This window comes from Streptomyces sp. NPDC032091, from assembly GCF_055580265.1.
The window spans coordinates 373379-390529 of sequence record NZ_JBVILR010000001.1 but is presented as its reverse complement, the minus strand read 5'-3'; the positions used below and the strand labels follow the sequence as shown (position 1 = coordinate 390529).

22 protein-coding genes are annotated in these 17151 nt (G+C 73.5%); 14 read left to right on the top strand and 8 right to left on the bottom strand.

The window, feature by feature from the left end; genetic code table 11:
• Positions 1 to 74: 74 nt before the first annotated feature.
• Together ACZ5NJ_RS01815 and ACZ5NJ_RS01810 are read right to left on the bottom strand one after the other, a co-directional pair.
• Complete coding sequence (locus ACZ5NJ_RS01815) at positions 75 to 230, bottom strand: thiazolylpeptide-type bacteriocin (RefSeq protein WP_403349849.1); 156 nt, start codon at positions 228 to 230, stop codon at positions 75 to 77.
• Between the two features lie 122 nt (positions 231 to 352).
• Positions 353 to 508 (bottom strand): thiazolylpeptide-type bacteriocin, encoded by a 156-nt coding sequence (locus ACZ5NJ_RS01810; RefSeq protein WP_351877899.1) that lies wholly within the window; start codon positions 506 to 508, stop codon positions 353 to 355.
• Positions 509 to 823: 315 nt separating this feature from the next.
• Here ACZ5NJ_RS01810 and ACZ5NJ_RS01805 point away from each other — a divergent pair, with 315 nt between their 5' ends.
• From ACZ5NJ_RS01805 to ACZ5NJ_RS01790, 4 genes are all read left to right on the top strand, one after another.
• Positions 824 to 2437 (top strand): ANL family adenylate-forming protein, encoded by a 1614-nt coding sequence (locus ACZ5NJ_RS01805; protein ID WP_468761592.1) that lies wholly within the window; start codon positions 824 to 826, stop codon positions 2435 to 2437.
• Between the two features lie 66 nt (positions 2438 to 2503).
• Complete coding sequence (gene hemA, locus ACZ5NJ_RS01800) at positions 2504 to 3712, top strand: 5-aminolevulinate synthase (protein ID WP_468762005.1); 1209 nt, start codon at positions 2504 to 2506, stop codon at positions 3710 to 3712.
• On the top strand, positions 3709 to 5304 hold the full coding sequence (locus ACZ5NJ_RS01795; protein ID WP_468761590.1) for a long-chain-fatty-acid--CoA ligase: 1596 nt from the start codon (positions 3709 to 3711) through the stop codon (positions 5302 to 5304). Before hemA ends, ACZ5NJ_RS01795 begins: the two co-directional genes overlap by 4 nt.
• An 83-nt stretch (positions 5305 to 5387) precedes the next feature.
• Complete coding sequence (locus tag ACZ5NJ_RS01790; RefSeq protein ID WP_468761588.1) at positions 5388 to 5987, top strand: hypothetical protein; 600 nt, start codon at positions 5388 to 5390, stop codon at positions 5985 to 5987.
• A gap of 17 nt (positions 5988 to 6004) precedes the next feature.
• Here the strand turns inward: ACZ5NJ_RS01790 and ACZ5NJ_RS01785 are convergent, their stop codons facing one another.
• The 3 genes from ACZ5NJ_RS01785 to ACZ5NJ_RS01775 form a co-directional block, all read right to left on the bottom strand.
• The gene (locus ACZ5NJ_RS01785; RefSeq protein WP_468761586.1) at positions 6005 to 6457 is read right to left on the bottom strand and encodes a response regulator transcription factor; all 453 of its coding nucleotides are present in this window, start codon (positions 6455 to 6457) and stop codon (positions 6005 to 6007) included.
• A 208-nt stretch (positions 6458 to 6665) separates the two neighbouring features.
• Positions 6666 to 6941 carry a hypothetical protein gene (locus ACZ5NJ_RS01780; protein ID WP_468761584.1) on the bottom strand — a complete coding sequence of 92 codons (276 nt, stop codon included), beginning with the start codon at positions 6939 to 6941 and terminating at the stop codon, positions 6666 to 6668.
• Positions 6942 to 6950: 9 nt separating this feature from the next.
• The gene (locus ACZ5NJ_RS01775) at positions 6951 to 7163 is read right to left on the bottom strand and encodes a hypothetical protein (protein ID WP_468761582.1); all 213 of its coding nucleotides are present in this window, start codon (positions 7161 to 7163) and stop codon (positions 6951 to 6953) included.
• Positions 7164 to 7430: 267 nt separating this feature from the next.
• Between ACZ5NJ_RS01775 and ACZ5NJ_RS01770 the strand changes: the two genes are divergently transcribed.
• Positions 7431 to 8411: a LuxR C-terminal-related transcriptional regulator gene (locus ACZ5NJ_RS01770; RefSeq protein WP_468761580.1), complete on the top strand. Its 981-nt coding sequence runs from the start codon at positions 7431 to 7433 to the stop codon at positions 8409 to 8411.
• 65 nt (positions 8412 to 8476) lie between these two features.
• On the opposite strand, the gene ACZ5NJ_RS01765 is transcribed toward ACZ5NJ_RS01770, so the two are convergent.
• Positions 8477 to 8893 (bottom strand): ATP-binding protein, encoded by a 417-nt coding sequence (locus ACZ5NJ_RS01765; RefSeq protein WP_468761578.1) that lies wholly within the window; start codon positions 8891 to 8893, stop codon positions 8477 to 8479.
• A gap of 387 nt (positions 8894 to 9280) precedes the next feature.
• Between ACZ5NJ_RS01765 and ACZ5NJ_RS01760 the strand changes: the two genes are divergently transcribed.
• A complete protein-coding gene (locus tag ACZ5NJ_RS01760; protein ID WP_468761576.1) occupies positions 9281 to 10630 on the top strand; it encodes an aminotransferase class III-fold pyridoxal phosphate-dependent enzyme in 1350 nt (449 codons plus the stop codon).
• A gap of 274 nt (positions 10631 to 10904) precedes the next feature.
• Positions 10905 to 11822 (top strand): factor-independent urate hydroxylase, encoded by a 918-nt coding sequence (gene pucL, locus ACZ5NJ_RS01755; protein WP_468761574.1) that lies wholly within the window; start codon positions 10905 to 10907, stop codon positions 11820 to 11822.
• A gap of 72 nt (positions 11823 to 11894) precedes the next feature.
• Here the strand turns inward: pucL and ACZ5NJ_RS01750 are convergent, their stop codons facing one another.
• A complete protein-coding gene (locus ACZ5NJ_RS01750; protein WP_468761572.1) occupies positions 11895 to 12356 on the bottom strand; it encodes a histidine phosphatase family protein in 462 nt (153 codons plus the stop codon).
• Positions 12357 to 12597: 241 nt separating this feature from the next.
• Here ACZ5NJ_RS01750 and ACZ5NJ_RS01745 point away from each other — a divergent pair, with 241 nt between their 5' ends.
• The 7 genes from ACZ5NJ_RS01745 (at position 12598) to ACZ5NJ_RS01715 (ending at position 16576) form a co-directional block, all read left to right on the top strand.
• On the top strand, positions 12598 to 12813 hold the full coding sequence (locus ACZ5NJ_RS01745) for a CbtB domain-containing protein (RefSeq protein ID WP_468761570.1): 216 nt from the start codon (positions 12598 to 12600) through the stop codon (positions 12811 to 12813).
• 41 nt (positions 12814 to 12854) lie between these two features.
• Complete coding sequence (locus ACZ5NJ_RS01740) at positions 12855 to 13607, top strand: CbtA family protein (protein ID WP_468761568.1); 753 nt, start codon at positions 12855 to 12857, stop codon at positions 13605 to 13607.
• Between the two features lie 53 nt (positions 13608 to 13660).
• Positions 13661 to 13906, top strand: a complete 246-nt coding sequence (locus tag ACZ5NJ_RS01735) for a hypothetical protein (RefSeq protein ID WP_468761566.1) — start codon at positions 13661 to 13663, stop codon at positions 13904 to 13906.
• A gap of 148 nt (positions 13907 to 14054) precedes the next feature.
• The gene (locus ACZ5NJ_RS01730) at positions 14055 to 15053 is read left to right on the top strand and encodes a PucR family transcriptional regulator (protein WP_468762003.1); all 999 of its coding nucleotides are present in this window, start codon (positions 14055 to 14057) and stop codon (positions 15051 to 15053) included.
• A gap of 206 nt (positions 15054 to 15259) precedes the next feature.
• Positions 15260 to 15847, top strand: coding sequence for a class F sortase (locus tag ACZ5NJ_RS01725; RefSeq protein ID WP_468761564.1), 588 nt, complete (start codon positions 15260 to 15262; stop codon positions 15845 to 15847).
• Between the two features lie 121 nt (positions 15848 to 15968).
• Positions 15969 to 16325 (top strand): hypothetical protein, encoded by a 357-nt coding sequence (locus ACZ5NJ_RS01720; RefSeq protein WP_468761562.1) that lies wholly within the window; start codon positions 15969 to 15971, stop codon positions 16323 to 16325.
• A 56-nt stretch (positions 16326 to 16381) separates the two neighbouring features.
• A complete protein-coding gene (locus ACZ5NJ_RS01715; RefSeq protein ID WP_468761560.1) occupies positions 16382 to 16576 on the top strand; it encodes a hypothetical protein in 195 nt (64 codons plus the stop codon).
• A gap of 107 nt (positions 16577 to 16683) precedes the next feature.
• On the opposite strand, the gene ACZ5NJ_RS01710 is transcribed toward ACZ5NJ_RS01715, so the two are convergent.
• Entirely contained in the window at positions 16684 to 17097 is a 414-nt protein-coding gene (locus ACZ5NJ_RS01710) for a hypothetical protein (RefSeq protein ID WP_468761558.1), read from the bottom strand.
• Positions 17098 to 17151: the final 54 nt, after the last annotated feature.

Below are 17151 nucleotides of genomic sequence, written 5' to 3'. Positions count from 1 at the left end.
TGAAAGCGCATGCCGATCGTGCGCTCGTCCGGGGCGCCTTCCATGGGTGTCACCTCTCGTTCTCGGATCCGGCGTCAGCAGCAGGACGAACCGGACGACGAAGAGCAGCACAGCCAGCTGCCCAGGTTGGAGGCGCCCATCTCGGGAAGGGCGACGCCGTCGACGACGTCGAGAATCTCCAGGTCCTCCAGCTCGAAGGAAGCGAAGTCCTCGGCGGTCAGGTTGTCCATGCGAATTCCCTTTCTTTTTCTCGGCTTCCACGGATACAGCGGGGCAGGCGCCCGCCCGCCGTCTCGCGACGGTGGGCGGGGCGCCTTGCTCGGACCTGCCTGCGGCGTACCGCCTCGTCAGCTCAGCAGCAGGACGAGGAGGACGACGAGGAGCAGCACAGCCAGTCACCGCTGGAGGCGCCGACCTCGGGGAGGGCCGCACCGTCGGCGACGTCGAGGACCTCGATCTCCTCCAGCTCGAAGGAAGCGAAGTCCTCGGTGCCCAGGTTCTTGTCCATGTGAATTCCCTTTCAGGTTTTCCGTCTGTCGGGCCGGTCGGCCTGACGAGAAGAATCATGGCCCGCCGCAATCGGCTTCCGGAAGCCTTTCCGGGCTTCCCCTGACACAGGTAACGGGGCCCCGTTACATTCGTCATGCCGGCCCTTTCGCGTGTACGCGCACGCGATTCCCCTCATGTTTTCGGGGCGCCCGGAATGACAAATGTCACGACCTCGCGTGACCGGTGTCAGCGCCTTGCCGGAAAGCCTTGTACGGGCCCCCTCCCGCGGTCGAGCATGCGGGTGACTCTGCTTCACAGGGAACGGAATGACGGCGTGACCGGACCATCCACTGCGCAAGGGCACTACGTCTCCCGGATCCTGGACGTACTCGCCCGCACCCCTCGGCGGTCCCGTATCCGGGGCCGGGCCGGCGCCCTCGACGGGGCCGCGCTCGTCCGCTCCGCGCTCCGGGCCCACGACGCGCTCCGCGCGGCGGGCGCCGGGCCGGGTGCCATGGTCGGGATCCTCACCGCGGCCAACCACCCGCTGACCTTCACCGCCCGGTACGCGGCCCACCTGCTGGGCGCCGGGGTGATGTACGTCCGGTCGGTGAACCCCGGCTCGGACCTGCCGCTGCCAGCCGCCGAACAGGCCGCGCTCCTCGCGGAGTGCGGGGTCGGGGTCCTCGTGACGGACCCGGCCCACGCCGCCCGCGGCGCCGAACTCGCCCGTCTGCTCCCGCAGTCGCCGGCCGTCGTGACGCTCGACACCGCGGACCCCGCGGACGCCGACGCCACGGACGCCGACGCCGACCCGGACGCGGACGCGGACGCGGACCCGGACGCGGACGCGGACGCCAGCGGCGGTGTCCCGGCTCCGCGGACCCCCGACTGCGCGGTGGTGACGTACACCAGCGGCAGCAGCGGCCGCCCCAAGGGCGTACGGCAGTCCTTCACCGCCTGGAACCGCCTCGTACTCGGCGACGCCGCCTCCCTCGCGGGGCGGCCGCCGGAGCGGATGCTGATCGTCACCCCGACCAGCCACACCGTCGCCGTCATGGCCGACGTGGTCCTGGCCTCCGGCGGCACCCTCGTGGTCCACGACCGCTTCGAGGCCGGCGAGGTGCTGCGGGCCCTGGCCGCCGAGCGGATCACCCGCGTCTACCTGACCGTCCCGCAGCTGTACCGGCTGCTGGACCACCCGGACACCGCCGGCACCGACCTGTCCGCGCTGCGCCAGCTCATCTACAGCGGCTGCGTGGCCTCCCCGGCGCGGCTGGCCGACGCCGTACGGGTCTTCGGGCCACGCCTCGTGCAGTGCTACGGCTCCACCGAGGCGGGCCGGATCACCCTGCTCGACCAGCTCGACCACTTCGAGCCGGAGCTGCTGCCCAGCGTGGGCCGGCCCTTCCCCGGCGTCGAGGTCCGCGTCCGCGACCCCGGAACCGGCCGCGAGGTCCCGGCGGGCGGCACCGGCGAGGTCCAGGTGCGCTCCCCGTACGCGATGGCCGGCTACCAGGGGCTGCCCGCCGAGAGCGCCGCCGTGCTGCTGCCGGACGGCTGGCTGCGGACCGGCGACCTCGGGCACCTGGACGCGTACGGCTGCCTCCACCTGGTCGACCGCATCGGCCGGGTGATCAAGGCGGCCGGGGTCAAGGTCCGGCCCGCCGAGGTGGAACGAGCCCTGCTCACCCACTCCGCCGTCGCCGACTGCGCGGTGTTCGGCGCGCCCGACCCCGTGACCGGCGAGGCCGTGCACGCCGCCGTGGTGCTGCGCGTCCCCTGCGAGCCCGACGAGCTGCGCCGGCACGTCGCCGAAGCCCTCTCCCCCGCCCACGCCCCCGCGCGGATCGTGCGGTGGCCCGAACTCCCCCTGACCGAATCCGGAAAGCCCGACCACAGGCGCCTCGCGGGCGCGGCGGTCTCCGGCGCGGCCTCGAACCGATGAAGAAAGCGAGCTGACATCGTGACGACTTCCACGACCCCGACCCTCCTGGCGTCCCCCCAGGCCCACCTGGCGTTCTTCACGGACCGCGCCGCCGCCGCGATCGCGGACGGCAAGCGGGAGTTCCTGGAGCTCGGCCGCCGGGCCGGCCGCTTCCCCAGCGCCTCCACCTCCACCGACCCGGCCGACGCGACCGCCGAGATCAGCGTCTGGTGCAGCAACGACTACCTCGGCATGGGCCAGCAGCCGAAGGTCATGGCGGCCATGCGCGACGCGCTGGAGCGCTTCGGCGCCGGCTCCGGCGGCTCGCGCAACATCGGCGGCACCAACCACGTGCACGTGCGGCTGGAGGAGGAACTCGCGGCGCTGCACGGCAAGGAGGCGGCGCTGATCTTCACCTCCGGCTACACCGCGAACGACGGCGCCCTCACGGTGATCGCCGGAGCGGTGCCGGACTGCGTGGTCTTCTCGGACGAGCTGAACCACGCCTCGATCATCGACGGGCTGCGGCACAGCGGCGCCGCCAAGCGCATCTTCCGCCACAACGACACGGCCCACCTGGAGGAGTTGATCGCGGCCGAGGACCCCGAGCGCCCGAAGCTGATCGTGCTGGAGTCCGTGTACTCGATGTCCGGCGACGTCGCGCCGATCCGCGAGGTCACCGAGATCGCCCGCCGGTACGGGGCGACGGTCTTCCTCGACGAGGTCCACGCCGTGGGCATGTACGGGCCGCGCGGCGCCGGCATCGCCGCCCGCGAGGGGCTGGCCGACGAGATCGACGTGGTGATGGGCACCCTCGGCAAGGGCTTCGGCACCGCCGGCGGCTACATCGCCGGCCCGGCCGCCCTGGTCGACGCCGTACGGACCCTGTCGCGGCCGTTCGTCTTCACCACCTCCCTGCCCCCGGCGGTCGCGGCGGGCGCGCTGGCCGCCGTACGGCACCTGGCGGGCTCGGACGCCGAGCGGACCGCGCTGCACCGCAACGCGCGGCTGCTGCACGGGCTGCTGCGGGAGCGGGGCATCCCGTTCCTGTCGGACGAGTCGCACATCGTGTCCGTGCTGATCGGCGAGGACGCCGCCTGCAAGAAGGCCTCGGCCCTGCTGCTGGAGCGGTACCGGATCTACGTGCAGTCCATCAACGCGCCGAGCGTGAAGACCGGCGAGGAGATCCTGCGGATCGCGCCGGGGGCGCTGCCCGAGCCGGCCGAGGTGGAGAAGTTCGTCGAGGCGCTCGACTCCGTCTGGCTCGAACTCGGCCTGCCCCGGACCGGCGCATGAGCTCCCCGTCCCCGGCGTCCTCCCCGCCCCCGTTGCCCTCGCCGTCCTCGTCGGTGGCGTCCGTCCTGGCAGAGTCGGCCGCCCGCAGGCCCGCGCATCCCGCGCTGGTCTTCGGGGACCGCTCCTACTCCTACGCGGAGCTGTGGGACGGCGCCCTGCGGTACGCGGCCGCGCTGCGCGAGCGGGGTCTGGGCGCCGGGGACAGGGTGGCGCTGCTGCTGCCCAACACCCCGGCGTTCCCGATGGCCTACTACGGGGTCCTCGCCCTGGGCTGCACCGCCGTACCCGTCCACGAGGACTCCCGGGCGCCCGAGATCGCCCACGTCCTGCGGGACTCGGGCGCGGCGGCGCTGGTCTGCGCCGCCTCCCTGCTGCCCGGGGCGGCGGCCGTCGCCCGGGCGGCGGGCGTGGCGCTGCTCGGCGTACACGACGGCGACGGCGACCCGTGGGACGACTCCGCGGAACTCCCCCGGCTCGACCGGGAGGCGGAGCGTGCGCGTCCGCTCGACGGGGCCGTCCCCCGCGCCCCCGGGGACATCGCGGTCGTCCTCTACACCTCGGGCACCACCGGCGCGCCCAAGGGCGTCATGCTCACGCACCACAGCGTGCTCATGAACATCACGACCACCGCCCGCACCCCCTTCGCCTTCGACGGGGACGACGTCCTGCTCGGCACGCTGCCGCTGTCCCACACCTTCGGCCAGATCTGCGGCATGGGCGTCTGCTTCCACGCCGGCGCCACCCTGGTGCTGATGCCCCGCTTCTGCGGCACCCGCGCCCTGGACCTGATGGCCGCCCACGGCTGCACGGTCGTCATGGGCGTCCCCACGATGTACCTCGCCCTGCTGGACGCGGCCGGACGCGATCCCCGCCGCCCCCCGCTGGAGCGCGCCTATTCGGGCGGCTCCTCGCTGCCCCCGGCGGTGCTGCGGCGCGTCGAGGAGGTGCTGGGCGCCCCCGTCTACGAGGGGTACGGGCTCACCGAGACCTCCCCCAGCGTCAGTTACAACCAGCCGGGAACACCGCGCCGTCCCGGGACGGTCGGCCTGCCGATCCCCGGCGTCGAGGTCGGCATCGCCGCGCCGGACGAGGCGCGGCGGATCCGGCTGCTGCCGGACGGGGAGCGCGGGGAGATCGTCGTACGCGGGCACGGGCTGATGGCCGGCTACCTGAACCGTCCGGAGGCCACCGCGGAGGTGCTGGTGGACGGCTGGCTGCGGACCGGGGACATCGGGCTGCGCGAGGAGGACGGCTACCTGCGCGTCGTGGACCGCAAGAAGGACGTGGTCATCCGCGGCGGCTACAACGTCTACCCCCGCGAGGTGGAGGAGGTCCTCCTCGGCCATCCGGCGGTGGCGCAGGCCGCGGTGGTCGGGGTGCCGCACGAGCGGCTCGGCGAGGAGGTCTGCGCGGTGCTGCGGACCGTGCCGGGCGTACGGCCGGACCCGGGCCTGGCGGAGGAGATCACCCTCTGGAGCGGGGAGCGGCTGGCACGGTACAAGTACCCGCGCCGGATCGTGTTCACCGAGGCCTTTCCCGTGGGGCCCACGGGAAAGATCCTGAAGACCGAACTGGCCGGATTCTTCCGCTAGACCGCCGCGACCGGTCGCCGTGGGAGGGCCGGTACACCCGCTGCGAGAAGATGTAAAACCCACGCACTCAGGAGGCAACACCCGTGGAGAAGACCGCCGTCCGCCCCGTCCTGCGGACCCGACGGGACCAGCTCAAGAACGGTGGCCGGGCATCGCTCATCGGCACCGCCTTCGGCGTGATGTGGTTCGCCCTGGGACAGGCCGTCGTCCACGGCGCCGCCCGCCCGTACGTCCTCGCGGCCGGAGCGGTCCTGTTCGCCGCGAGCGCCGCCACGGCCGTCCGCCTCTTCCTCCTGGCCCGGAGCACCCCGGCCACCGCGAAGGGCACCCCCCCGGCAGCGGGCGGCGGCGGCCCGAAGTTCCTCACCGTGCTGCTCATCGAGGTCGCCGTCCTCGGCGCGGGCAACAACTACATACGCACCACGCTGGACCGCCCCGAGATGATGCTGAGCTGGTCGGCCCTGGTGGTCGGCGCGCACTTCTTCCCGCTGGCCAGGACCCTGCGCGCGCCGATGCTGCGCTGGCTCGGCGCGGCCATGCTGGCCACCGTCGCCCTCGCCGCGGCCGCCGTGTTCGGGCTGGGCGCGGACGAGCAGGCCTGGCGGTACGTGCCCGGGCTCGGCTGCGCGGCCGTGCTGTGGGGCGGTACCGCGCTCTCCGGGCTGCGGGCGCGGAAGGCCTGAGGCACGGCCGGCGGGGCTCAGATCCAGCCCTGCTCCACCGCGATGCGGGCCGCGTCGAAGCGGTTGCGGCCGCCGAGCTTCTTGATGGACGCCGAGGTGACGTTGCGTACGGTTCCGGCCGCCAGGTAGAGCTCGGCGGCGATCTCCTTGACGGTGGCCCCGCCGGCCGTGAGGCGCAGCACCTGGGACTCCCGGGTGCTGAGCTTCGTCGCCGGTCCGGCGCCCGGCAGGCCGAGTCCCATGGCGCTGCCGGCCAGCGACGGGGCCATCGTCACGCAGCCCGCCGCCACGCCCTTGAGGGTGGCGATGAGCCGCGGCAGTCCCGTATCGGTCGGGACGATTCCGTGGACTCCGGCCGCCATCGCCCGGCCGACCGCGGCAGGGCGATTTCCGGCCATCATCAGCACGATTCCGCACGAGGGCACCCGCGCCCGTACCGCCGACGCGAGGCGCAGTACGTCATCGCCCACCGGGGTGTCTTCCAGGAGAACGACATCGGGTGAATGCCGGTGGACAAGTGATAGGACGTGCTGAGGGTCGCTTTCCGCGGCGATGACCTCTATGCCGCCGGCCGACCGGAGGGCTTCGACGAGAGCCTCCAGAAAGAGAATCCGGCTGCCGCCGACAATGACGCTGATAGCCATGCTGAATCCCCTGAATGAACCGTGGGGCCGTGTCCTACCGTTCGGTTTCCACGGTCCAGCCACTGAGCTGTTGGGTTATCTCCAGTGCCCGGCGGCAAATGCTGTCGCCTGACGCCGGTGGTTCCAGTACGTCGGAGACGGTCTGGAACAGGACGAGCTCGACGCGCCCGTCACGGGGGCGGACCGCCACGTGTTCCAGGCCGTCCGCGGGTGTGGCCACGGACCTCAACAACGAGGCGAGCAGCAGCGGATCCGGCGGACCGCCCGCCAAGCCGGTCGGTGCGCGCAGGGAAACCGCGGTCATAAGCATGCGAGTCGACTAGTCCCAGTTCTGGTTGTACGAGGTGATGGCGAAGGTCTCGGGCCACGCGTCCGCGTCGGGGGCGACGATGTCCCAGTTCTGGTTCCCGGCCTCGACGGCGACCCGGTTTTCCCCGCCCTGCCCGGGGGCGTGGCCCGCACCGAAGAGGATCAGGCCGGCGGCGAGAGCGACGGCGGAAACGGCACCGGAGACACGACGGAACTGCAGCATGGTTTTCCCCCTGGAAAAGCGTTCGTAAAGCGAGGAGCCGCCCGGGCGTCCCGCACCGGGCGCTCCCTCGTTCTGCGACCAGCTTGCTTTACGCCGGACCCCATCCGGAAGCAGATCCGCTGGCAGGAAGAACCCCGTGGCAGCTCGGTGCCAACCTCGCAACGGAGCACGCGCGGAAGTAGCCATCCACCTGCGGCGTCTCATATGTTGGCGGTATCGGCGCGGCTCAGTGCAGAGTGAGCGGCGGGGGACCGAAGAGGAACGACCATGCTGGAACTATTGGGACTGGACCCACAAACGGCGGACGTGTACGGACTCATGCTGGCGAACCACGCATGGGGCGTCACGGAGATCGCGCGCAGGCTCCGCATCACGCCCGCCGACGTGCGTGAGTCACTGGAGAAGCTGACCGATCTGCGCTTGTTGCACAGATCCGCCACGGGGGAGGAACTCCAGCCGTCCGACCCCGCGTTGGGCCTGCGGGAACTGCTCAACGAACGCAAGCGCGAGCTGGAGAGCAGACAGGAGGCAGTGGCCCGCTGCGAGGCCGACATGGCCCAGCTGGTCAGCACCTACAGCGAGCTCTACACCGGCCAGACCCAGCGCGTCGCCCAGCAGTTCCTCGGCGTCGAGTCGGTGCAGAACCGGATCAGGGAGCTCTCCAACGAGGCTACCTCCGAGTGTCTGACCTTCAACCCCGGCGGGGCGCAGTCTCAAGCGAGCCTTGAGGCCAGCAAGCCCCTGGACCGGGACTCCCTGGACCGCGGCGTCCGGATGCGCACGGTCTACCTGGACAGCGTCCGCAACGACGCGGTCACCACCGACTACGCGGAATGGCTCACCGACCTCGGCGGCGAGGTGCGCACCGCGCCCTCGCTGCCGCTGCGCATGCTCATCTTCGACCGCAAGACGGTCATCGTCCCGGCCGACCCGGAGAACACCCGCAAGGGTGCGGTCCAGCTGACCGAGCCGGGCGTCGTCGTCGGCCTGGCCGGGTTGTTCGACCAGATCTGGGAGTCGGCCGTACCGCTGGGCACCCGCCAGGACCGCGACGACCGGGGGCTGACCCGGCAGGAGAAGGAGCTGCTGCGCCTGCTGGGCAGCGGGCTCACCGACGAGGCCGCCGGCCGGCAGCTGGGCCTGTCCCTGCGGACGGTCCGCCGGATGATGGCCGAGCTGATGAAACGTCTCGGCGCCGGCAGCCGCTTCGAGGCCGGCCTGCGCGCCGCCCAGCGCGAGTGGGTGTGACGGCCTGACGCCCGCGCGCCGGGCCGCTCCGGCGGCCCGGCCCCGGCCGGAGGGCGCCCCGCGGCCTACGGCTCCGGCAGGGGCGCCGGGAGTTCCAGCCAGACCGTCTTGCCCGGGCGGGCGTCGGAGAGGGGGGAGGACCCCCAGTCCCGGGCCAGGTGGTTCAGCAGGACCAGGCCGTGCCCGCCGGGGCGGGACCGGTCCTGCGCGGGGCGGGGCCGCGGCGGCTCCGGGCTGTCGTCGGTCACCTCGACCCTCAGCCCGCCGTCCGGCCCGTGCCGCAGGACCAGCTCCCTGGGGCCTCCGGCGTGCAGGCAGGCGTTGGTGACCAGCTCCGACACCAGCAGGAGCACGTCCTCCTCCGCCTCGGTCCCCGGCGCCCAGCACCAGTCGGCGAGGGCCCGCCGGGTGAAGTCCCGGCACCGCGTGACGACGCCCGCCGTGGCGCCGCCCAGGACCAGCCTCCGCGTCTGTTCCGCCACCGGCGCACTCCCGTCTCGGCCTCACCCGACCCCTCGGCGCCGCACCTACCCCCGACCAGGAGGGACAAATCCCACGGTTTCGGCCACCAGGCCGCCACAGCGGCCCCACGGCTCCCCTCGGGAGCAGCCCCGCACGGCCGGAAAAGGACCCGGCGGGGGCCCTCGTGCCGCTCTCCAAGCGGGGTCCCGAGAACGAGCGAGCGGCCCCCACCAGGGGTTTTCGGCCGTTCTCCCCCGTGGAGCGGCCGTCGCGGGGACGCTAATCCGGCCGCTCGTCCACCGTCGAGGACCACCGGCCCGATCCGTCAAGTCCTGCCGGGCCGTCCCGGGGCCCGCCACGGGCCCGGGCAGCCCGGTGTCCGGATCGTGGACAACTACCCTCACCATATGAACGCAGCCGCCGACGCCCTCCGCACCGTGAAAGACGCCGACAGGAAGCACGTCTTCCATTCCTGGTCGGCCCAGGAGCTCATCGACCCGCTCGCCGTCGCGGGCGCCGAGGGCTCGTACTTCTGGGACTACGAGGGCAACCGCTACCTCGACTTCTCCAGCGCGCTCGTCTACACCAACATCGGCTACCAGCACCCCAAGGTGGCCGCCGCCATCGCCGAGCAGGCCGGCCGGCTCTGCACCGTCGCGCCCGGCTTCGCCGTGGACGTCCGCTCCGAGGCCGCCCGCCTGATCGCCGAGCGCACCCCCGGCGACCTGGACAAGATCTTCTTCACCAACGCGGGCGCCGAGGCCGTCGAGAACGCCGTCCGCATGGCCCGGCTGCACACCGGCCGGCCCAAGGTGATGTCCGCGTACCGCTCGTACCACGGCGCCACCAGCACCGCGATCAACCTCACCGGTGACGCCCGCCGCTTCGGCAACGACACCGCCACCGCCGGCGTCGTCCACTTCTGGGGGCCGTTCCCCTACCGCTCCCCCTTCTACGCCGGCGGCGAGGCCGAGGAGTGCGAGCGCGCGCTGCGCCACCTGGAGGACACGGTCGTCTTCGAGGGACCTCAGTCCATCGCGGCGATCATCCTGGAGACGGTCGGCGGCGCCCCCGGCGTCCTCGTGCCCCCGGCCGGCTACCTGGCGGGCGTCCGCGAGATCTGCGACCGCCACGGCATCGTGTTCATCCTCGACGAGGTCATGGTCGGCTTCGGCCGCACCGGCACCTGGTTCGCCGCCGACAACTGGGGCGTCACCCCCGACCTCCTCTGCTTCGCCAAGGGCGTCACCAGCGGCTACGTCCCGCTCGGCGGCGTCGCCATCTCCTCCGCCATCGCGGAGACCTTCGCCCGCCGCCCCTACCCGGGCGGCCTGACCTACTCCGGGCACGTCCTGGCCTGCGCCGCCGCCGTCGCCACGATCAACGTGATGGAGGAGGAGGGCGTCGTCGAGCAGTCCGCCCGCACCGGCACCGAGCTGCTCGGCCCCGGCCTGCGCGCCCTCGCCGAGCGTCACCCGTCCGTCGGCGAGGTCCGCGGCCTGGGCACCTTCTGGGCGCTGGAGCTCGTCCGGGACGCGGCCACGCGCGAGCCGCTCGTCCCGTACAACGCCTCCGGCGCCGACAACGCCCCCATGGCGGCCTTCGGCGCGGCCCTGAAGAAGGGCGGCCTGTGGCCGCTCCTGGCCGGGAACCGGATCCACGTCGCCCCGCCCTGCAACATCGCGGCCGACGACGTGGCCAAGGGGCTGGCGGTCCTCGACGAGGCCCTCGCCGTCACGGATGCGCACATGTCCTGACCTGCGCGGTTGTGGGGTCGCCCAAGCGGCGGGTGCCGGTGTTCGGAGGTTCCGTGCGCTGGTCAAACCCGCCGTACACATGGTGCAATCCCGTCAGTACACAGGTACGACTCAGCACCTACGGACCGGGATGCACGTCAGTCCCGGGGCGGCCCCCGAGAGGGGTCGAACGGCGGGGAGCGGGACGCCCTCCTCGGGGGGCGGGCGCTGGACGCCGGGCGTACGGGATCCAGACCAACGGACTCCGTGTTCCCGAGTACCCGAAGGAAACAGCATGAGCAAGCACGTCCTGGGCCAGAACCAGTACGGCAAGGCCGAGAACCGCATCGTCGTGGTGACCCGCAAGGGCAGCGACGGCTCCTGGGCCGAGATCCGCGACCTGAACGTCTCGGTCGCCCTGCGCGGCGAGTTCCGCGACGTCCACCTCACCGGCGACAACGCCAACTGCCTGCCGACCGACACCACCAAGAACACGGTGTACGCCTTCGGCAAGGAACACGGCATCGCCTCGCCCGAGGCCTTCGGCATCCTGCTCGCCAAGCACTTCGTCTCCTCCCAGGCCCCCATCCGCGAGGCGCAGATCCGGATCGAGGAGTTCGCCTGGGAGCGGATCCCCGTCCCGACGCGCAAGGAGCAGCACTCCTTCGTCCGCAAGGGCCAGGAGGTGCGCACCGCGCAGGTCACCTACAGCGAGACCACCGGCCTCCAGGTGATCTCGGGGCTGAAGGACCTGACCGTGATGAACTCGACCAACTCCGAGTTCCACGGCTTCATCAAGGACGCGTACACGACCCTCCAGGAGGCGTACGACCGCATCCTGGCCACCAAGGTCACCGCCCGCTGGGCGCACTCGGCGCTGGCCGCCGACGACGCCGGGCACGACTGGGACCAGTCGTACAAGAAGGCCCGCAAGCACCTGCTCGAAGCCTTCGCGGAGACGTACTCCTACTCGCTCCAGCAGACCCTGAACCAGATGGCCGAGCGCGTGCTCGACAACTGCCCCAAGGTCAACGAGGTGCGCCTGAACCTCCCCAACAAGCACCACTTCCTCGTCGACCTGGAGCCCTTCGGCCTCAAGAACGACAACGAGGTGTACTTCGCGGCGGACCGGATGTACGGCCTGATCGAGGGCACCGTCCACCGTGACGGCGTCCAGCCGGTGATCGCAACCTCCGACTGGATCGTGGCGTAACGCCCTTCGCCCCGACGGCTTCCGCCCCGACGGCCTTCGGCCCGGACCGCGTCGCGGGGTCCGGGCCGTCCGTCATCGCGCGGCGCGCGGCCGGCCGACCAGCAGGTTCCAGCGGCCCGCCCGGCCACTGAGGACGGTCTCGGTGTCCGGGCGCACGTCGAGCCGCCAGAAGGCCGCCGCCGGCAGTTCCAGGGCGGCCACCACCACCGCCCGTACGACGGCCTGCGCGACCACCGCGTGGTGCCGGCCGGGCTCCAGCCCCGCCAGGTGCTCCCCCGTGCGGGTGATCAGCGCGGCCACCGACTCCCCGCCGCCGGGCGGGGCGAACTCCGGGTCGGTGAGCCAGCGCCGCACCGTCTCCGGGTCCTCGGCGGCGACCTCGTCCAGGGTGCGGCCCGCCCACTCCCCCGTGTCCGGACCGGCCAGGCCCTCGTGTCCCGGGCAGGGCCGCGCGGGCGCGAACCGGCCCTGGCGGGCGGCGTCGTCGAGCGGGGGCGTGGTCAGGTGCAGGCGCACCGGGGGCGTCAGGGGCATAAAAAGAGCGTAAAGCGCGCGCCCAGGGCGTGAGACGGCGGCCACACGCCGTGGTGTTCACGCCAGGACCGCGCTACCGTCACGGACGACATGAAGAAGGTATGACGGAAGTACCGGTGAGAATCCGGCACGGTCGCGCCACTGTGAATCCTCCCGCCGCTACGCGGGAGGGAAGTCAGACCCGCCCGCCTTCGACGAGAGCACCACTGACCGGGACGCGTGTTCCCCTGGAGGTACTGCCATGGCCCACTCCGCCGTGCCCGCTTCGGCCCCTGTCGCCGTCGCCCCCATCTCGCTTTCCGCGCTGGCCCCCTGGGCCGTCTTCGCCGCCGTCGTGACCCTCTTCCTGCTGTACCTCGTCGGCGTCGAGCAGGGTGCCGCCGCGATCTTCCAGGGCGAGAACGTCCACGAGTGGATGCACGACGGCCGCCACCTGCTCGGCTTCCCCTGCCACTGACCTCCTGCTGATCCTCCGACGATCACGCAAGGAGCTTCCACGTGAACACCGTCTCCCCCCGGGCCCTCCTGGTCCGGGGCATGCTGGCCGGCCTGCTCGCGGGCGTCGCCGCCTTCCTCGTCGCGTACCTGCTCGGCGAATCCAAGGTGGACGCGGCGATCGCCATCGAGGAGGCCGGTGAGGCCGCGCACGACCACGCCGAGGCCGCCCCGGTCAGCCGGGCCCTCCAGGCGACGGCCGGCCTCGGCACCGGCACCCTGCTCTACGGGCTCGCGCTCGGCGGCATCGCCGCGCTCGTCTTCTGCTTCGCCCTCGGCCGGATCGGCCGCTTCGGCCCCCGCGCCACGGCGGCCCTGGTCAGCGGCGGGCTGTTCGTCACCGTCGCGCTGGTGCCGTTCCTCAAGTACCCCGCCAATCCCCCCGCCGTGGGCGACCCCGACACGGTCGTCCGCCGGACCACCCTCTACCTGCTGATGATCGCCCTGAGCGTGCTGCTGGCCTCGGGCGCCCTGATCCTGGGACGGCGGCTCGCACCGCGCCTGGGCAACTGGAACGCCTCGGTCGTCGCCTCCCTCGGCTTCGTGGCGGCCGTCGCCGTCTCCTACGCGGTGCTGCCGGGGATCAACGAGGTGCCGGAGGAGTTCCCGGCGGCGCTGATCTGGCAGTTCCGGCTCGCCTCGCTGGCCATCCAGGCGACGGTGTGGACGACTTTCGGCCTGGCCTTCGGTTTTCTAGCCGAACGCGCTCTTGCCCCGGCCGTCGCGCCCAAGGAGGCTGTACAGCCGACGAGTTGAAGTCGGCACTCCGCTTGCGGGCGTGCCGCGGGCGGAGGGTGGGGAACCGGGACATGCAGTCCGCGATCCGGGAATGGCGGGGCTGGACCGGCGCCGCACCATTCTGGCTGAACTCGGCACTGCTGAGCCTGGCCCCCTTCACCGCGGTCCCCCTCTTCGCCCAGATCGGCGTCATCACCGCCCTGGCCGCCCTCGGCGGGCTGGCCCGCCAGCTCTGGTACGGCGACCACGGCCACCCCGCGATGCACCTCGCCGCCGCCCTCATGGGGGCGGCGGCGGTGGTTTTCGTGGTGTTCTGATCCCGCCCGCCGCTCCGCCCTCCCGCGGCCCCCGTCAGCGAACTGCCCCTCGTCCGAGGAAGAATGGGGCTTTTCGAGCGGAACGGGGGTCGGTGTGACAGCGGCAGGGCGGGACATACCCGAGGAGTACCTGACCGGGTACGTACGGATGCTCGGGGAGGTCTCGGCCACCGGCCGCCGGCCCGCGCGCGAGGAGCTCGACGCCCGCCGCGCCCTCGGGGAGAGGGCCGCCGAGGCCGGTCACGGTCTGTCCGGCCTGGTCGGCGCCCACCTGGCCGCCACCCGCGCCGCCCTCGCCGGCCGGGCCGCCCCGGACCCCCTGATGCACGCCGCGGAACAGGCCGTGGACGCCTTCACCGAGGGCTACGAGCGGGCCCGGCGGCTGGCGGTGCGCCGGGAGGAGGCCGCCCGCCGCGAGTGCGTCGACGACCTCCTCCTCGGCCGGGGCGACCCGGACCGCCTCGGCGAGCGCGCCGAGCACCTCGGACTCCGCCCGGCCCGGACGTACGCGGTGGCCGTGGCCCGCGCGGCCACCCCGTACGCGGACGGGAGCCCCGGCGTCCGGCGGCTGGAGCGGGCCCTGGAAGGGGCGGCGCTGCTCGCCACCAGGGAGGGCCGGCTGGTCTGCGTGACCCCCGGCGAGGAGGACGGGCTGCCGGCCCGGTTCGCCCGGCGGGCGGAGGCGGACGGCGGCCCCGGCGGGCTCGTCGCGGTCGGGCGCCCGCATCCGGGGGTGGGCGGGGTGGCCGCCTCCTACGCGGAGGCCCTGCGCGCCCTCGACCTCGCGGACCTGCTCGGCTTCGAGGGGCCGCTGGTACGCGCCGCCGAGCTGCTCGTCTTCCCCGTACTGACCCGGGACCGGGCCGCCCTGGCCGACCTGGTGCTGAGCGTCCTCGGACCGCTGCGGGCCGGACGCGGCGGGGCGGGCCCGCTGCTGGACACGCTGGCCGTCTGGTTCGACGCGGGCTGCGTGACGGCGGAGGCGGCCCGGCGGCTGGGGCTGAGCGTACGGGCGCTGACGTACCGCCTGGAACGGATCCACAGCCTGACGGCCCACGACCCGGGCAACCCGACCCACCGCTACACCCTCCAGACGGCCACCCTCGGAGCCCGCCTGCTGAACTGGCCCGCGCACCCCCTCCCGTAGCGACGCCCTCACCCTTTCGGCTGTACGGCCTCCCGCTTTCGCCGCCACCCCCGTCCCCCACCGCCAGCTGCGAAGACTCCCGCCGCACCCCCCGACACACCGATGACGGACCGTCAACTCGCGCATACCGTCGACGTGCCGTCCCCCCGCGACTGGGCCACGCTCCCAGGAACCGGCCGCCCGTGCCGGCCTCCTGGAGGAATGCCATGTCCCGCGCCCGATGGGCGGCCGCCGCGCTGACGGTCACTCTGCTCTGTACCGGCATCGGCCTGTTGCGCGGAGGAGAGGGCGCGGAGCCGGGGACCTCGGGCGTCACCGACGCACTGCCCTCACGGGCGCTGGGCCTGTCCGGCCACCGCCGCCTCGTCCGCGAGCTGGAGCACTCCGGCACCCACGGGCACGCCCCCGCCCACCGGAGCCGCACCGGAGCCGCCGGGCCGCTGCGCCCCTCGCGTCCGCTGCGGCTGCGGATCCCCAGCCTGGGGGTGGACCTCCCCCTGGCCGAAGGCGAGCCGAGCGGTGACACCACGGCCGGCTGGGACGCCGTCGGCCCGGCCCCCGGGTCGGCCGGGACGGCCGTGGTCACCGGCAACGGCCTCCCGCTCGCCGAGCTCCGGCGCGGCCGCACCATCGAGGTGCCGCGCGCGGACCACCGTACGGCCGTGTTCACCGTCGAGCGGGTCTCCCCGTACGGGGTCACCGCCCCCGACCGGGGCGGACGGGCCCGGCTGCGGCTGGTCAGCGGCGAGACGTCCGTCCTCGCGCGGCTGACCGGGCCGCTGCGCAGCGGCTGAGCCCGGTGCCTCCGTCCGCCGCGTCCGCCGCGTCCGCCGGGGGAGGTGTTCCCGTCCCCCGGTCGGGGGCTTCTCGGCGGCGGCCGGGGAGTCACATGGGCCCGAGGGGCATGGAAGCACCATGAGCGGTGCGCGGTACGCGCGGTGGGTGCCGGCGCGGGCCCTGACGGTGGCCTGCGTGGTCCTGCTGTGCCTGTTCGGCGCCGGAGCGGCGGCGGCCGCCGCCGCGGGCACCGATCCCCGCGCCGCCGCCTCCGCCCCGGCCGATCCCGCCGAGGGGCAGTCGGACCCGGCGGCGGATCCCGACGCGCGGGCGGACGTACGGACGGTCGTGCGCGCGGCGCCGGCCCTGCGCGGGCTGCCGACCGGGACGTTTCACGTGAAACACGCGGGCGAGTCCACCCGTGTGGCCCAGGGCGGGCCGGCCACGGCGGCCGTGTCCCCGCGGACGGTGCGGAGTGTGGTCCTGCGCTGCTGAGCGGGCCGAGCGGCAGAACTCCCCCACACCCACCCGGACCACCGTGAGGTTCCGTCATGCCCATCGACCCGTACGCCGCCCTGAACGCCCTGATCCGCGCGGAGGCCGCCCGCTTCTCCCCGGCGGCCCGTGAGGACCGGCCCGCACCGCAGGTCCCCGCCCGTCAGACCGCCCGCGACACCACGCCTGAGGCCCCCGGCACGGCGGCCGGCGGCGAGCCGCAGCGGCCCACCGCCGACCCGGCCGCGTAAGCCGGTCCGGCCGCCTCGGCGGTCCGGCCCGGCCGCGAGGCGGCGCCGGTTCCCGTGCCCCCGGCGAGGGGGCGCGGGAGCCGGCGCCACGGACCGGTGCGCGGGGTTCAGGGCTCCCGCGTGTAGTACCGGTAGAAGGCCACGATCCCGACGCCGAGCCCCGAGAACAGGCCGACGACGGCCGCGCGGAGCACGGACTGGTTGGTGAGGCTGTGCAGGTAGCCCACGGCGATCCCGATGAAGACCCCGTACGCGGCGGCGTGCACCTCCCGCTTGAGCCGGGGGCCGACCCGCGCGAGGGCGAACATGATGCCGGCGAAGATCACGCCGCACAGGATCCCGTAGAAGACGTTGCCCGCGTCGACCGGGCCCATCTGGCGCTTGATGAAGGCCGCCCAGACCCCGTACACGAGGCCGAGCAGCAGCGGGCGGGCCAGAGCGCTCTTGCTGATGTCGTGCGCTTGCGCCGACGCCCTCGGGCGGTGGTGCCGCCGGGGGGCGGTGGGGGCCGCGTGTGCCATGGCGGGGCTCCTCTCTTCCAGCCTCCAGGGCACACCCGCCGTCCCGGGGCGGCA

Bases quoted from the DNA above. Each gene is read 5' to 3' on its own strand.
- ACZ5NJ_RS01815 (WP_403349849.1), bottom strand. From the start codon at position 230: ATGGACAACCTGACCGCCGAGGACTTCGCTTCCTTCGAGCTGGAGGAC.
- ACZ5NJ_RS01810 (WP_351877899.1), bottom strand. From the start codon at position 508: ATGGACAAGAACCTGGGCACCGAGGACTTCGCTTCCTTCGAGCTGGAG.
- ACZ5NJ_RS01795 (WP_468761590.1), top strand. From the start codon at position 3,709: ATGAGCTCCCCGTCCCCGGCGTCCTCCCCGCCCCCGTTGCCCTCGCCG.
- ACZ5NJ_RS01780 (WP_468761584.1), bottom strand. From the start codon at position 6,941: ATGCTTATGACCGCGGTTTCCCTGCGCGCACCGACCGGCTTGGCGGGC.
- ACZ5NJ_RS01775 (WP_468761582.1), bottom strand. From the start codon at position 7,163: ATGCTGCAGTTCCGTCGTGTCTCCGGTGCCGTTTCCGCCGTCGCTCTC.
- ACZ5NJ_RS01770 (WP_468761580.1), top strand. From the start codon at position 7,431: ATGCTGGAACTATTGGGACTGGACCCACAAACGGCGGACGTGTACGGA.
- ACZ5NJ_RS01760 (WP_468761576.1), top strand. From the start codon at position 9,281: ATGAACGCAGCCGCCGACGCCCTCCGCACCGTGAAAGACGCCGACAGG.
- pucL (WP_468761574.1), top strand. From the start codon at position 10,905: ATGAGCAAGCACGTCCTGGGCCAGAACCAGTACGGCAAGGCCGAGAAC.
- ACZ5NJ_RS01750 (WP_468761572.1), bottom strand. From the start codon at position 12,356: ATGCCCCTGACGCCCCCGGTGCGCCTGCACCTGACCACGCCCCCGCTC.
- ACZ5NJ_RS01745 (WP_468761570.1), top strand. From the start codon at position 12,598: ATGGCCCACTCCGCCGTGCCCGCTTCGGCCCCTGTCGCCGTCGCCCCC.
- ACZ5NJ_RS01735 (WP_468761566.1), top strand. From the start codon at position 13,661: ATGCAGTCCGCGATCCGGGAATGGCGGGGCTGGACCGGCGCCGCACCA.
- ACZ5NJ_RS01730 (WP_468762003.1), top strand. From the start codon at position 14,055: ATGCTCGGGGAGGTCTCGGCCACCGGCCGCCGGCCCGCGCGCGAGGAG.
- ACZ5NJ_RS01725 (WP_468761564.1), top strand. From the start codon at position 15,260: ATGTCCCGCGCCCGATGGGCGGCCGCCGCGCTGACGGTCACTCTGCTC.
- ACZ5NJ_RS01720 (WP_468761562.1), top strand. From the start codon at position 15,969: ATGAGCGGTGCGCGGTACGCGCGGTGGGTGCCGGCGCGGGCCCTGACG.
- ACZ5NJ_RS01715 (WP_468761560.1), top strand. From the start codon at position 16,382: ATGCCCATCGACCCGTACGCCGCCCTGAACGCCCTGATCCGCGCGGAG.
- ACZ5NJ_RS01710 (WP_468761558.1), bottom strand. From the start codon at position 17,097: ATGGCACACGCGGCCCCCACCGCCCCCCGGCGGCACCACCGCCCGAGG.